Below are 14,534 nucleotides of genomic sequence, written 5' to 3' on the forward strand. Positions count from 1 at the left end.
TGCATATTTATCCATTCGGCGAACCACGCGCCGCGAAAGCCCTTATGCCCCACCGCATCGCCAGATTCACCCGCGCCGCCCTGCTGGCGCTGGCCACCAGCGCCGGAGGCGGCGCCGCCGCGCAGGCGCCGCCTCCGATCGAGCATTTTTTTGCCAACCCCGAGTTCACCGGCGCGGCGCTGTCGCCGTCGGCGCGTTTCCTGGCCGTGCGCCTCGGCGGCCCGGCCGCGCGCCAACGCCTGGCCGTCGTCGACCTGAACGACGACAGCATCAAGGTGGTGGCGCAGTTTTCCGACACCGACGTCGGCGACTTCCATTGGATCAGCGAACAGCGCCTGGTGTTCAACCTGGCCGACCAGCGGATCGGCCAGGGCGACGTGCGCTTCGGCCCCGGCCTGTACGCGGTCAACCGGGACGGCGGCGAGTGGCGCCAGTTGGCCGACCACAACATCGATTCTCTCGCCGAACCCTCGGGCCGGCGCAAGCTACTGCCCTGGCATACCTTCCTGATGGGACAGAGCGGCGCCCAGGACAGCAACTCGGTATACGTGCTCAGCCGCAAGTACGACGGCGACGGCGAACTCGACTACGTCAACCTGCTGCAACTGGACACCGTCAGCGGTATCGGCCGGCCAGTCGAGCGCCCCGGCAAGACGCGCCAATGGCTGCTCGACCAGCAGGGCGAGCCGCGCATTGCCACCACGCTCGACGGCAAGACGGCGACGGTGTGGTATCGCGAGCCGGCCAGCGGGAAATGGCGCAAGCTGGCCGAATTCGACGCCTATCAGGGCGGCCGCGACGGCTTCGAGCCGCTCGCCTTCGGCCCGGACGGCACCTTTTACGTGCGCAGCAACATGGGCCGCGACCACACGGCGGTGTACGCCTATGACCTGGCCGCCAAGCGCATCGTCGACACGCCGGTGGTGTCGCTGGACGGCTACGATTTCTACGGCAGCTTGGTCTCCGACAAGAACCGCCTGCTCGGCGTCCACTACCTGAGCGACGCCGAGGCGACGACCTGGTTCGCCCCCGCCATGCAGGCGCTGCAGAAACAGGTCGACGCGCTGCTGCCGTCCACCGTCAATCTGATCACGCCGCCGCTGCGGCCGGAAACGCCGAACCTGCTGGTGCTGTCGTACTCGGACCGGCAACCGATCCGCTACGCCCTGTTCGACACCGAGAAAGGCAGCCTGAAACAAGTCGGCGAGAGGCGCCCGGCGATCCTCGCCGCGCAAATGGGGAAAGCCGACCTGGTGCACTACCAAGCCCGCGACGGGCTGCCGATTCCGGCCTGGCTGACGCTGCCGGCCGGCGGCAAGGGCAAGGACTTGCCGCTGGTGGTGCTGGTGCACGACGGACCGTACGTGCGCGGCGACGCCTGGGGCTGGAACCCCGAAGTGCAATTTCTGGCCTCGCGCGGCTACGCGGTGCTGCAGCCGGAGTTCCGCGGCAGCACCGGCTTCGGCGACAAGCACTACCGCGCCGGCTGGAAGCAATGGGGTTTGAAGATGCAGGACGATATCGCCGACGGCGCCAAGTGGGCGATCGCCCAGGGTATCGCCGCGCCCGCGCGCATTTGCATCGCCGGCACCGGCTATGGCGGCTACGCCACCTTGATGGGGCTGGTCAAGGACCCCGAGCTGTACCAGTGCGGCGTCAACTGGGCCGGCGTCACCGACATCAATTTGCTGTACACCGGCCACTGGAGTTTCAGCTCCAACACGAGCGACGCGTGGAAACAATACGTCATGCCGGAGCTGATCGGCGACCCGCTCAAGGACGCCGCGCAACTGGCCGCCACCTCGCCGCTGCAGCAGGCGAGCCGCATCCAGCGCCCGCTGCTGCTGGCCTACGGCGCCGCCGACCGGCGCGTGCCCCTGTACCACGGCACTAAATTGCGCGACGCCGTCAAGGGCAGCAACCCCGACGTCGAATGGGTGGTCTACGAGGAGGAGGGCCACGGCTGGACGCTGCCGAAGAACCGCATCGACTTCTGGAGCCGGGTCGAGAAATTTTTGGCGCGGCATATCGGCAAACCGTAACGGCGGCGGCGTTTTCGGGGTACGCTAGGGGTTCGCCAACTCAGGAGAACGCCATGCCGTCTGGAAAGATATTGGTTGCCCAGGGAGGCGGCCCGACCGCCGTCATCAACCAGTCGCTGGCCGGGGTGGCGCTGGAGGCGCGCCGCTTCCGCGACGTCACCCGGGTCTACGGCGCGCTGCACGGCGTGCGCGGCATCGTCAACGAGGACTTCGTCGACCTGACCCAGGAGACCAGCCACAACCTCGAACTGGTGGCGGCGACGCCGTCGTCGGCGCTCGGTTCGACCCGCGACAAGCCGGACGCCAAGTATTGCCAGGAAATTTTCCAGGTGCTGCGGGCGCACCAGATCGAACACTTCTTCTACATCGGCGGCAACGACTCGTCCGACACGGTGCGCATCGTCAGCGAGCAGGCGCGCCAGGCCAACTACCCGCTGCGCTGCATCCACATCCCGAAAACCATCGACAACGACCTGGTCGGCAGCGACCACACGCCGGGCTTCCCGTCGGCGGCGCGCTTCGTCGCCCAGGCCTTCGCCGGCGCCAACCTGGACAACGCGGCGCTGCCGGGCGTCTACGTCGGCGTCGTCATGGGGCGCCACGCCGGCTTCCTGACGGCGGCCGCCGCGCTGGGCAAGAAATTCCCCGACGACGGCCCGCACCTGATCTACCTGCCCGAGCGCACCTTCGTGCTGGAGCAGTTCCTCGCCGACGTCAAGGCGGTACACCAACGCTACGGCCGCTGCGTCGTCGCCGTCTCCGAGGGCATCCACGACGCCAGCGGCGAGCCGATCGCCAGCCTGCTGGCCAAGGAAGTCGAGCGCGACGCCCACGGCAACGTGCAACTGTCGGGCAACGGCGCGCTGGCCGACCTGCTGTGCGACGAGATCAAGGCCAAGCTGGGCATCAAGCGGGTGCGCGGCGACACCTTCGGCTACCTGCAGCGCTCCTTCATCGGCTGCGTCTCCGACGTCGACCAGCGCGAGGCGCGCGAAGTGGGCGAAAAGGCGGTGCAGTTCGCCATGTGGGGCGAGCGCTGCGGCTCGGTGGCGATCAAGCGCACCGGCTACTACTCGGTCGACTACGACTTGCTGGAGCTGAGCGCGGTGGCCGGCAAGACGCGCACGATGGAGGACGAGTTTATCAGCGCCAGCGGCACCGACGTCACCGACGCCTTCCGCCTGTACCTGCGCCCGCTGCTGGGTTCCGGCATGCCGGACGCGTTCCGCCTGCGCGCCGCCGCCGTGCCGAAGGTGCTCAAGCGCTAGACGCCAGGTAGTCGAGCGGCCGCGCGTGACGCGGCACCGACGCCGCGCGTTGAAACGCGCCGCCCGCGCCAAGGCGCGGGCGGCGCATCGAGTTGGCGCGCGTTAGCGCTGGCCTCAGTCGTCGTCGCGCTCGTGCTTGTGATGCTTTTCCTTCTTTTGCTTGCACTTATTTTTTTTGCAATCCCAATACCGATCGTCATGCTCGACATACACGGGCCGCTGTTCCACATACACGGGCCGCTGTTGCACATACACGGGCCGCTGTTGCACATAGATCGGCCGTTCCTGCACATACACGGGCGCGGGCGCGACATACACCGGCTGCGGCGCAACCGGCAAGATGATCCTGACGTCAACGTCAACGGGCGCCGCCAGCGCGCCATAGCTGACCAACGCCAGCGCGCCCAGCATCAGGGTCGCCGCGATTTTCTTTGTATTTATATTCATGTTATTTCTCCTTGGGAATAATATTACGCCCTTATGTCCCAAAACACCCGCACGTCAGGGTAAATAGCGTGAGTAAATGTTACACGCGCCGCCCCGGCGCGGCTGCCTGCGCCACGGGATAAAAAAATGGCGGCCGGTCCGCAAGGACAGGCCGCCATTTTCCCGCGGGGGGAAAACTTAAACGACGATGGTCTGGTGCTCGTCGCCGACGCGGGCGCGGATGGTGCCGATGCGCGCGACGCTTTCGCCGGCGGCCGTCAGCTGCGCGAAGGCGGCGTCGGCGTTCTCGGCCGAGACGATGACGGTCATGCCGATGCCGCAGTTGAAGACGCGGTGCATTTCGGCGTCGGCGACGCCGCCGTGCCGCTGCAACCACTGGAACAGCGGCGGCATGGTCCACGCCGTCGAGTCCAGCTCGGCCACCAGGTGGCTTTGCAGCACGCGCGGGATGTTTTCGACCAGGCCGCCGCCGGTGATGTGCACCATGCCTTTGACTTCCATCGCGTCCATCAGCGCCAGCAGCGGCTTGACGTAGATGCGGGTCGGCTCCATCAGCACGTCGGCCAGCTTGCGCCCGTGGAAGTCGCCTTCCAGGTCCGGCTTGGCCACCTCGATGATCTTGCGCACCAGCGAGTAGCCGTTCGAGTGCGCGCCCGACGAGGCCAGGCCCAGCACCACGTCGCCCGGGACGATCTTGGTGCCGTCGATGATTTTCGACTTTTCCACCGCGCCCACGGCGAAGCCGGCCAGGTCGTATTCGCCGGCCGGGTACATGCTCGGCATTTCCGCCGTTTCGCCGCCGATCAGCGCGCAGCCGGCCAGTTCGCAACCCTTGGCCACACCCTTGATGACGTCGGTCGCGGTCGGCACGTCGAGCTTGCCGCAGGCGAAGTAGTCGAGGAAGAACAGCGGCTCGGCGCCCTGCACCAGGATGTCGTTGACGCTCATGGCGACCAGGTCGATGCCGACCGTGTCGTGGCGGTTCAGTTCGAACGCCAGCTTGAGCTTGGTGCCGACGCCGTCGGTGCCCGACACCAGCACCGGTTCCTTGTATTTCTTGCTAATCTCGAACAGCGCGCCGAAGCCGCCAATGCCGCCCATCACGCCTTCGCGCATGGTGCGCTTGGCAAACGGCTTGATTGCTTCGACTAGGGCGTCGCCCGCATCGATATCGACGCCGGCATCGCGGTAGGAAAGGGAAACATTAGTTGTTTGGGTCATGGTGTGTGGCAGCGGAGGCGGTAAAATAGAGGGCGGAGACCGATTGCGCACGCGCGCGTGCAAGTCCGGACAATCCGCTATTTTATCAAACTGCCCCGTCAACCCTGCCATTTTTTATACATACTCGACAATCCATGCCATTCCCCCTCACGCTAGAACAAAAACAAACGGCATTCTGGGTCGCGGTCTGGCTGGCGTTTCTGCTGTTGCTGGTGGCGTTGGGGCCGGTGCTGACGCCCTTCCTGGCCGCCGCCATCCTGGCCTACGCCCTCAATCCCGGCGTCGACCGGCTCGACCACCTGCGCTTTCGCCGCTTCGACGTGCCGCGCCCGCTGGCGGTGGTGGTCGTGGTGCTGTTGTTTTTCCTGGCGCTGGGGGCGCTGGCGCTGATCGTCATTCCGGTGCTGCAAAAGGAAATCCCGCTGCTGCAGGCGCAAATTCCGCTGTTCCTGGTCAAGCTCAACGAGCTGCTGGGGCCGAAGTTGCAGGAAATGGGCATCAAGGTGCGGCTCGACAGCGCCGGCCTGAAAACCCTGCTGACCCAGCAGATGACCACCAGCGGCGACGAAATCTGGAGCGCCGTGCTGGCCTCGGCGCGGGTCGGCGGCACCGCCGTGCTGGGCTGGCTGGCCACCGTGGTGCTGATCCCGGTGCTGCTGTTCTACCTGCTGCTGGACTGGCACCCGATGCTGGCGCGCATCGCCGCCGCGGTGCCGCGGCGCTGGGTCGGCCAGACGGTGGCGATGGCCAACGAGGTCGACGCGCTGCTGGCGCAATACCTGCGCGGCCAGTTGCTGGTGATGCTGGTGCTGGCCGTGTACTACTCGACGGCGCTGATGATCGCCGGCTTCGACGTCGCCCTGCCGGTGGGCATCATCACCGGCCTGCTGGTGTTCATCCCCTACCTCGGCTTCGGCCTGGGCCTGGTGCTGGCGCTGATCGCCGCCGTGCTGCAGTTCAGCGACTGGAGCGGGGTCGTCGCCGTGGCCGTCATCTACGGCTGCGGCCAGGTCATCGAGGGCTTCTTCCTGACGCCGCGCCTGGTCGGCGAGCGCATCGGCCTGAACCCGCTGGCGGTGATCTTCGCGCTGCTGGCGTTCGGCCAATTGTTCGGATTCGTCGGCGTTTTGCTCGCTTTGCCGGCCTCGGCCATCTTAATGGTCGCTTTTAAGCACCTTCGCCGCCACTACCTGAGCAGCAGCTTCTATAATGCGTCTATATAAAGCTATGCAAAATACTAGGACAGGGCGAACGCCATGAAACAACTGGTGCTCGATTTAGGCGCAGACCAGGCGCACAGCCTCGATTCCTTCGAGGTAGGACAAAATGCCGAGGTGGCGCAACTGATGCGCCAGTTCGCCGCGCGCACCTCGCGCGAGCACTTCGCCTACCTGTGGGGCGAAGTGGCCGCCGGCAAGACCCATCTGCTGCAGGCACTGGGCAACACCGCTGCGGCCCGCTACATCTCGCCGTTCTCGATCGAGTCGGAATTCGTCTACTCGCCCGAGGTCGACCTGTACATGCTCGACGACTGCGAAAAACTGTCGCCGGTGGCGCAGATCGACGCCTTCGCGCTGTTCAACGAAATCCGCGCCAACGGCGCCTTCATGGTCTGCAGCGGCGCGGTGCCGCCGGCGGTGCTGCCGGTGCGCGAGGATTTGCGCACGCGCATGGGCTGGGGCTTGATTTACCAGATCCACGGCTTGACCGACGACGAAAAGGTGGCGGCGCTGACCCACGCGGCGGCCACCCGCGGCTTGACCTTGTCGCCGGGCGTGTTACCCTATCTGCTGTCGCATTTCCGGCGCGACATGCGCTCGCTGTCGACGATGCTGGACTCCCTCGACCAATACTCCCTGGAAACCCAACGCCCGATCACCTTGCCTTTGTTGCGCGAGTTGTTGCAGGCGGAAGCGAAAGAATGATGAATCTGGCCCTGTTTGACCTCGACCACACGCTGCTGCCGATCGACTCCGACCACGAATGGGGCCAGTTCCTGGTCCGCATCGGCGCCGTCGACGGCGCCGCCTTCACCGGCCGCAACGACGCCTTTTTCGCCCAGTACCAGGCCGGCACGCTGGACCCGGTCGAATACCTCGCATTCGCCCTGGGCACGCTGGCGCGCTTCCCGCGCCCGGAACTGGAGCGCATGCACGCCCAGTTCATGGCCGAGGTGGTCGAGCCGGCGATCCTGCCGGCCGCGCGCGCGCTGCTGCAACGGCACCACGACAACGGCGACCTGGTGGCCATCATCACCGCCACCAACGCCTTCGTCACCGCGCCGATCGCCCGGGCGCTGGGGGTCGCGCACCTGATCGCCGCCACGCCCGAGTTCGACGGCGCCGGCAACGTCACCGGCAAGCTGCTCGGCACGCCGACCCAGGGCGCCGGCAAGGTCAGCCACACCCACGCCTGGCTGGCCGGGCGCGGGCAGCGCCTGGAGGGCTTCGCGCGCAGCCATTTCTACAGCGACTCGCACAACGACATTCCGCTGTTGTCGGTCGTCACCGACCCCGTCGCCACCAACCCCAACGCCGCGCTGACGGCGCACGCGTCGACCCACGGCTGGCCATTACTCCATTTATTCAATGATTAAAAAACTCATCCGCAAGATCCTCGGCGTCAAAGAAGCAGCGGCGCGCGACCACAGCGTGGCCGTGGTGCTGCGCGCGCAAGAGCACGGCATCGACCCGCGACTGGTGTCGTCGAACGCGATCCGCGTCACCAGCAGCCTGCAGGAGGCCGGCTTCGACGCCTTCGTCGTCGGCGGCGCGGTGCGCGACCTGCTGCTGGGCGTCAAGCCGAAGGACTTCGACATCGCCACCAACGCCACCCCGGAACAGGTCAAACGCCTGTTCCGGCGCGCCTTCATCATCGGCAAGCGCTTCCAGATCGTCCACGTGATGTTCGGCCAGGACCTGCTGGAGGTGACCACCTTCCGCGGCATCGGCGCGGACTCGGCGCCGACCGACGAGCACGGGCGCGTGCTGCGCGACAACACCTTCGGCCCGCAGCACGAGGACGCGCTGCGGCGCGACTTCACCATCAACGCCATGTACTACAACCCGGCCAACGAAGAGGTGTGGGACTACCACGGCGGCAGCGCCGACATCCGCGCCAAGACGCTGCGCATCATCGGCCAGCCGGAGGCGCGCTACCGCGAAGACCCGGTGCGCATGCTGCGCGTGGTGCGCTTCGCGGCGCGCCTGAACTTCAGCATCGAGCCCGGCACCGCCGCGCCGATCGCCGTGATGGCGCCGTTGATCAACAACGTGCCGGCGGCGCGCGTCTTCGACGAGATGCTGAAACTGTTGATGAGCGGGCGGGCGCTGGCGTGCCTGGTGCAACTGCGCAAATCGGGCCTGCACCACGGCCTGCTGCCGCTGCTCGACGTGGTGCTGGAGCAGCCGCTGGGCGCCAAGTTCGTCACGCTGGCGCTGGACTCGACCGACGCCCGCATCGCCGCCGGCAAGACGGTCTCGCCGGGCTTCCTGTTCGCCGCGCTGCTGTGGCACCAGGTGCTGGAGAAATGGACCGCCTACCGCGCCGCCGGCGAATTCCCGATCCCGGCGCTGCACCTGGCGGCCGACGACGTGCTCGACTCGCAGACCGAGAAGCTGGCGCTGCAGCGCAAGATCGGCTCCGACATGCGCGACATCTGGGCCATGCAGCCGCGCTTCGAGCGGCGCAGCGGCAAGACCCCGCACAAGCTGCTGGAGCACCCGCGCTTCCGCGCCGGCTACGACTTCCTGCTGCTGCGCTGCGCCTCCGGCGAGATCGACGCCGAAATCGGCGAATGGTGGACCGACTTCTACGAAAGCGACGAAGAGAACCGCGACGAACTGGTGGCCAGCGGCGCCAACCCGGCCGCCGCGCCGGGCGCCGCGAAGAAAAAACGCGCGCCGCGGCGCGGCCCGCGCAGCCGCCCCGCCAGCGGCACCACCGGCGGCGCCGCCGGCGGCGAATGAGCGACTCGCCGCACCCGGCGCCGGCGCGGCAACCGGCCTACATCGGCATCGGCGCCAACCTGGGCGACGCCCGCGGCAACGTGCGGGACGCGCTGGCGCGGCTGGCGCGCCTGCCCGACAGCGCGCTGCTGGGCGCCTCCAGCCTGTACCGCACCGCGCCGATCGACGCCGGCGGCGACGACTACATCAACGCCGTGGCGCGCCTCGACACGGCGCTGGCGGCCGACGAGCTGCTGCTGGCGCTGCACGCGATTGAAAGCGCGCACGGGCGCGAACGGCCCTACCGCAACGCCCCGCGCACGCTGGACCTGGACCTGCTGCTGTACGGCGACGAGCGGATCGCCACGGCCACGCTGCAAGTGCCGCATCCGCGCCTGGGCGAACGCGCCTTCGTCCTGGTGCCGCTGCTGGAACTGGCGCCGGCCATCGTCGTACCCGGGCTGGGCCCGGCGCGCGCGCTGGCCGCCAGCGCCGCCGTGGCCGCGCAAGCCATCGACAAACTCGACTGAACACCGGGGACAGACCACGATTTCCGAGAAACTTTCTCGGAAATCGTGGTCTGTCCCCGGTGCTGCCGTTCGCAGTTAGAATGGCGGATTCGCCGCGCGCGCCGGCAGCCAACACACTCACTAAAGGATTCCGATGTCAGCATATTTGCAAGGAACAGAATTGGCCGGGAAAGCCGCCGCGCCAGTGGCGCCCGCCCCGGCCAAGCCGGTCCACACCAAGGCCGTGACGATCCCGTCGCTGAACGCGCTGCGCGCCAGCGGCGAGAAGATCAGCATGCTGACCTGCTACGACGCCAGCTTCGCCTCGCTGATGGACCGCTGCGGCGTCGAGGTGCTGCTGATCGGCGATTCGCTCGGCATGGTCTGCAACGGCCACCAGTCGACGCTGCCGGTGACGGTGGCCGAGCTGGCCTACCACACCGCCGCCGTGGCGCGCGGCAGCAAGTCGGCGATGATCGTCACCGACCTGCCGTTCGGCGCCTACGGCACCCCCGAAACGGCCTTCGCCAACGCCGTGCAGGTGATGCAGGCCGGCGCCCACATGGTCAAGATCGAGGGCGGCGCCTGGCTGGCCGACACGGTGCGCTTCCTGACCGAGCGCTCGGTGCCGGTGTGCGCCCACCTCGGCCTGACGCCGCAGTCTGTGCACCAGCTGGGCGGCTACAAGGTGCAAGGCAAAAGCATTGAAAGCGCCGAGCAGTTGAAGGCCGACGCGCTGGCGCTGCAGGCCGCCGGCGCCGCGCTGGTGGTGCTGGAGGCGATTCCCTCGCAGCTGGGCAAGGAGGTGACGGAACTGCTGGCGATGCCGAGCATCGGCATCGGCGCCGGCCCGGACTGCTCCGGCCAGGTGCTGGTGATGCACGACCTGCTCGGCGTCTTCCCGGGCCGCAAGGCGCGCTTCGTCAAAAACTTCATGGAAGGCCAGAGCAGCATCGACGCCGCCGTGATCGCCTACGTGCGCGCCGTCAAGGACGGCAGCTTCCCGGCGCTGGAACACTGCTTCTAGGGGAGCCAGGTTTTGCTGGTCGGAGTACGCCCGCCGCGTATCCGACCTGCGCCACCGCCGCGCGCCGGACACGCCGTTCATCGCGGCCTGTCCTTGCGCGCCACTTGGTGGTAAATTGCGGTAGGACATCTTTATCCACGACAGCAGAGGCGCCGCGACGTGAGCATGCACCGAGCCGACAGCAGCAAGCCGCGCGACCCGGCCGACACCGGCCTGTCGCTCGACAGCTTTGCGCTGCCGCTGGGCATGGTCGGCGCCGACGGCCAGCTGTTGCGCGTCAACGCCGCGCTGGCGGCCATGCTCGGGCCGCTGCCGGCGGCCGGGCTGCTGCTGGCCGAACTGCTGCCGCTGGCCGACTGCCGCGACTTCCTGGCGCAAGCCGGCGACGGCGCCAAAACCAGCCAGATCGCCACCTTGCTGCGCGGCGCCGACGCCAAGCTGCCGGTGTATCTGCGCTGGGTGCCGACCGCCGCCGCCGCGCCGCGGATCTTTTCGGTCAGTCCGATGGCGGGCCTGGACCAGGCCTTCGCCGGGCGCGAACGGGCCCTGCTGGAATACCAGGCCATCATGAAGAACGCGCCGGTCGGCGTGGTGTTCGTCATTTCGCGGCGCATCGTGCGCTACAACGACGAGTTCGCCCGCCTGTTCGGCTTCGACGCCGGCAACGGCGTCGGCCAGCTGGCGCGCGCGCTGTACGCGTCCGAGGCCAGTTACGAGGAAGTCGGCCGGCACGCCTACGCCAAGCTGCTCGAACAGGGGTCATTCCACGACGAGATCCGCTTCCGGCGCCAGGACGGCAGCACCTTTTGGGGCGGCGCCTGGGGCTTCCCGTCCAACCCGGCCGAACCGGACCAGGGCGCCATCTGGATCGTCAGCGACATCACCGTGCGCAAGAGCGCCGAAAGCCTGCTGCGCGCCTCGCTGTTCGAGTGGGAGGAGATCTTCAACAGCGCCACCGTCGGCATCGGCGTCACCAACGGCCGCACCATCCAGCGCTGCAACGCCCACGTCGCGGCCATGCTCGGCTACGGCGTCGACGAACTCGAGGGCCTGCCCACCAGCACCATCTTCCCCGACGCGGACAGCTATGAACTGGCGCGCCAGCGGGCCAACCCGCCGCTGGCGGCCGGGCGCGCCTACGAAATCGACTGCGAACTGCGGCGCCGCGACGGCAGCATGGTCTGGTGCCACGTCTGCGCCAAAATGCTCGACCCGGAGCGCAATGAAAGCGGCACCGTCTGGATCGTCCAGGACCTGACCGCGCCGCGCGCCGCCCAGGAGCAGTTGCACAGCGCGCTGCGCGACTACCAGGGCGTGCTGAACAACGCCTCGCTGGGCATCGTACTGACCAGCGAACGCAAGATACAGCGCTGCAACGCCGCCTTCGAGGCGATGTTCGGCTACAGCGACGACGGCGTGGTCGGCCTGCCCGGGCGGGCGCTGTACCGCAGCGACGAGGAATATCAGGACATGGCCGACGAGGTCGCGCCGGCGCTGTCGACCGGCAAGCCGGTGCGCCGCGAAATGTACCTGCGCCGGCGCGACGGCAGCGACTTCTGGGGCAACCTGTCGGGCTACGTGGCCGACCCCGCCGACCCGACCCGCGGCACCTGGTGGATCATCGAGGACCGCACCGCGTTCAAGCAAACCGAGCAGGCGCTGCAGCGCAATTACGCCGAACTCAAGGAAACCCACGGCCAGCTCGAGGCGGCCCAGGCGCAACTGCTGCAGTCGGAAAAGATGGCCTCGATCGGTCAACTGGCCGCCGGCGTCGCCCACGAGATCAACAACCCGATCGGCTTCGTCAACTCCAACCTCGGCTCGCTCGGCCGCTACGTCGGCGAGCTGCTGGCGCTGCTGGACGGCTACCAGGACGCGCTGGACGGCGTGGCGCTGCCGGCGCCGGCCGCGCGCGCCATCGCCGCCGCGCGCCAGGCCGCCGACATCGACTACCTGCGCGGCGACGTCGCCGCGTTGCTGCAGGAGTCGCAGGACGGCCTGCTGCGGGTGCGCGACATCGTCCAGGACTTGAAGGATTTTTCCCACGTCGACGAGGGCGAATGGCAGGAGGCCGACCTGAACGCCGGGGTCCAGAGCACCCTGAACATGGTGCGCAACGAGATCAAATACAAGGCCGAGGTCAGGCTCGAACTGGGCCAACTGCCGCCGGTGCACTGCAACGCGGCGCAAATCAACCAGGTGTTGATGAATTTGCTGGTCAACGCCGCCCACGCGATTGAAAGCCAGGGCCAGCTGGTGGTGCGCTCCGGCGTCGACGCCGAGCGGGTCTGGCTGGAGGTCGAGGACAACGGCTGCGGCATCGCGCCCGAGGTGCAGGCGCGCATCTTCGACCCGTTCTTCACCACCAAACCGGTCGGCAAGGGCACCGGCCTGGGGCTGTCGGTTTCCTACGGCATCGTCAAACGCCACGGCGGCCATTTCGAGATGGCCAGCACGCCCGGACAAGGCGCCCGCTTCCGCTTCTGGCTGCCGATCTCGGCCGACGCCGCCGGGTTTTCGTAGGTCGGGTTAACCCGCCAGGGCGTAACCCGACTGGCGTCGGCGGCGGCCCGGCGTCGGATTACGCTGCCTCGGCGGCCCCCGCATCCGACCTACGAAAGCTTAACCAGTCATGAGGGCGGCGGCGCAGTCGTCGAACACGCGCAGCAGATGGTCGACGTCGGCGGCGCGCGTGTCCGGGCACACCAGCAGCATATTGTGGAAGGGCGTGATCAGGATGCCGCGGTTGAGCAGGTACAGGTGGATGATCTGTTCCAGCTCGCCGTCCAGGATGGCCGCCGCTTCGCTGCCGTTGGCCGGCGCGGCGGCGGCGAATTGGAACTCGGTGCGGGCGCCAACCTGGGTTACGCACCACGGCAGCCGGCGCCGCGCGATCACCGCGCGCAGGCCCGCCGCCAGTTGGCCGGCCAGCGCGAACATGCTGGCGTAGGCCGCCTCGCTCATCACCTCGTCCAAATTGGCGCGCATCGCCGCCAGCGCGAACATATTCGCCGTCAACGTGGTGCCGATGCCGGAATGGCCGGGCGGCGCCGAGCGTTTGGCCCGCTCGACCCGGCCGGCCAGCGCGCGCGTGAAGCCGTAGGCGGCGCACGGCACGCCGCCGCCGATCGGCTTGCCCAGCACCAGCGCGTCCGGCTCGATGCCGTGCGCGCGCGCGTAACCGCCCGGGCCGCTGCTGATGGTGTGGGTCTCGTCGATCACCAGCAAGGTGCCGTGGCGGCGCAGGATCCGCTGCGCCGCTTCCCAGTAGCCGGGCCGCGGCAGCACCATGCCGATGTTGGTCATCACCGGTTCGGCCAGCACGCAGGCGACGGCGCCGTCGGCCAGCGCCGCCTCCAGCGCGGCGAGGTCGTTGAACTCGACCACGCGGGTGTGCGCGGTCAAGTCGTGCACCTGGCCCAGCAGGCTGTCGCGCTGGGTGGCGACGCCGTCGACCAGGTCGACGAAGACGTCGTCGACGGTGCCGTGGTAGCAGCCGTTGAAGACCAGGATCTTGGCGCGGCCGGTGGCGGCGCGCAGCCAGCGCAGCACGAAGCGGTTGGCGTCCGAGGCCGACAGCGCGAACTGCCAGAACGGCAGCGCGAAGCGGCGCGCCAGCTCGGCGGCGACCCACACCGCGTCCTCCGACGGCAGCATGGCGGTGTAGCCGCGCGCGGCCTGGCGCGCGATCGCCCGCGCCACCGGCGCCGGCGCATGGCCGAACATGGCGCCGGTGTCGCCGAGGCAGAAGTCGGCGTATTCGTGGCCGTCGGCGTCGCTGAAGCGCGCGCCGCCGGCCTCGTCCACCGTCAACGCGAACGGCGTCGACCAGTCGCGCATCCAGTGCATCGGCACGCCGAATAGCATGTGCTCGGCGGCGCGCGCGGCCAGCGCCCGCGAAGCCGGGTTGTTCCGCTCGAAAAAGGCCCGTTCGGCGCCGGCCAGCGCCAGCGCGCGCTCCCAGTTCACTCCGTGTCGCAGCGTCATGCGCACTCCAAATGCAGTCGAATAGATTGTGCGGGCCGCCGGCTCGCCGTCAACCGGGGGCGTCCCCCGGGGCCAGACCCCCAGGG

The 14,534-nt window shown here is 68.2% G+C and carries 12 protein-coding genes; 9 read left to right on the forward strand and 3 right to left on the reverse strand.

Features of this window, described 5'->3' with window-relative positions; translation table 11 throughout:
* Positions 1–44 precede the first annotated feature (44 nt).
* Positions 45–2,042, forward strand: a complete 1,998-nt coding sequence (locus JANGC3_RS0125705) for an alpha/beta hydrolase family protein (protein ID WP_017879367.1) — start codon at positions 45–47, stop codon at positions 2,040–2,042.
* A 53-nt stretch (positions 2,043–2,095) separates the two neighbouring features.
* A complete protein-coding gene (locus tag JANGC3_RS0125710; protein WP_026133531.1) occupies positions 2,096–3,310 on the forward strand; it encodes a 6-phosphofructokinase in 1,215 nt (404 codons plus the stop codon).
* Positions 3,311–3,424: 114 nt separating this feature from the next.
* Here the strand turns inward: JANGC3_RS0125710 and JANGC3_RS31000 are convergent, their stop codons facing one another.
* Both JANGC3_RS31000 and purM read right to left on the reverse strand, forming a co-directional pair.
* A complete protein-coding gene (locus JANGC3_RS31000; protein WP_017879369.1) occupies positions 3,425–3,757 on the reverse strand; it encodes a hypothetical protein in 333 nt (110 codons plus the stop codon).
* Between the two features lie 177 nt (positions 3,758–3,934).
* A complete protein-coding gene (purM, locus tag JANGC3_RS0125720; protein ID WP_017879370.1) occupies positions 3,935–4,978 on the reverse strand; it encodes a phosphoribosylformylglycinamidine cyclo-ligase in 1,044 nt (347 codons plus the stop codon).
* Positions 4,979–5,112: 134 nt separating this feature from the next.
* On the opposite strand from purM, the gene JANGC3_RS0125725 reads away from it, so the two are divergent.
* The 7 genes from JANGC3_RS0125725 (at position 5,113) to JANGC3_RS31905 (ending at position 12,984) form a co-directional block, all read left to right on the forward strand.
* Complete coding sequence (locus JANGC3_RS0125725; protein ID WP_017879371.1) at positions 5,113–6,201, forward strand: AI-2E family transporter; 1,089 nt, start codon at positions 5,113–5,115, stop codon at positions 6,199–6,201.
* 33 nt (positions 6,202–6,234) lie between these two features.
* Positions 6,235–6,903, forward strand: a complete 669-nt coding sequence (hda, locus tag JANGC3_RS0125730) for a DnaA regulatory inactivator Hda (protein WP_017879372.1) — start codon at positions 6,235–6,237, stop codon at positions 6,901–6,903.
* The gene (locus tag JANGC3_RS0125735) at positions 6,903–7,574 is read left to right on the forward strand and encodes an HAD-IB family hydrolase (RefSeq protein WP_017879373.1); all 672 of its coding nucleotides are present in this window, start codon (positions 6,903–6,905) and stop codon (positions 7,572–7,574) included. Before hda ends, JANGC3_RS0125735 begins: the two co-directional genes overlap by 1 nt.
* The gene (pcnB, locus tag JANGC3_RS0125740; protein WP_017879374.1) at positions 7,567–8,946 is read left to right on the forward strand and encodes a polynucleotide adenylyltransferase PcnB; all 1,380 of its coding nucleotides are present in this window, start codon (positions 7,567–7,569) and stop codon (positions 8,944–8,946) included. Before JANGC3_RS0125735 ends, pcnB begins: the two co-directional genes overlap by 8 nt.
* Positions 8,943–9,455, forward strand: coding sequence for a 2-amino-4-hydroxy-6-hydroxymethyldihydropteridine diphosphokinase (gene folK, locus JANGC3_RS0125745; protein WP_017879375.1), 513 nt, complete (start codon positions 8,943–8,945; stop codon positions 9,453–9,455). Before pcnB ends, folK begins: the two co-directional genes overlap by 4 nt.
* A 133-nt stretch (positions 9,456–9,588) precedes the next feature.
* A complete protein-coding gene (panB, locus tag JANGC3_RS0125750; RefSeq protein WP_026133533.1) occupies positions 9,589–10,461 on the forward strand; it encodes a 3-methyl-2-oxobutanoate hydroxymethyltransferase in 873 nt (290 codons plus the stop codon).
* A 165-nt stretch (positions 10,462–10,626) separates the two neighbouring features.
* Positions 10,627–12,984 carry a PAS domain-containing sensor histidine kinase gene (locus JANGC3_RS31905; RefSeq protein ID WP_017879377.1) on the forward strand — a complete coding sequence of 786 codons (2,358 nt, stop codon included), beginning with the start codon at positions 10,627–10,629 and terminating at the stop codon, positions 12,982–12,984.
* Positions 12,985–13,083: 99 nt separating this feature from the next.
* On the opposite strand, the gene JANGC3_RS0125760 is transcribed toward JANGC3_RS31905, so the two are convergent.
* A complete protein-coding gene (locus JANGC3_RS0125760) occupies positions 13,084–14,448 on the reverse strand; it encodes an aspartate aminotransferase family protein (protein ID WP_026133534.1) in 1,365 nt (454 codons plus the stop codon).
* Between the last annotated feature and the right edge of the window lie 86 nt (positions 14,449–14,534).

The sequence above is a fragment of the Janthinobacterium sp. CG3 genome (genome assembly GCF_000344615.1).
Lineage (GTDB): Bacteria > Pseudomonadota > Gammaproteobacteria > Burkholderiales > Burkholderiaceae_D > Janthinobacterium.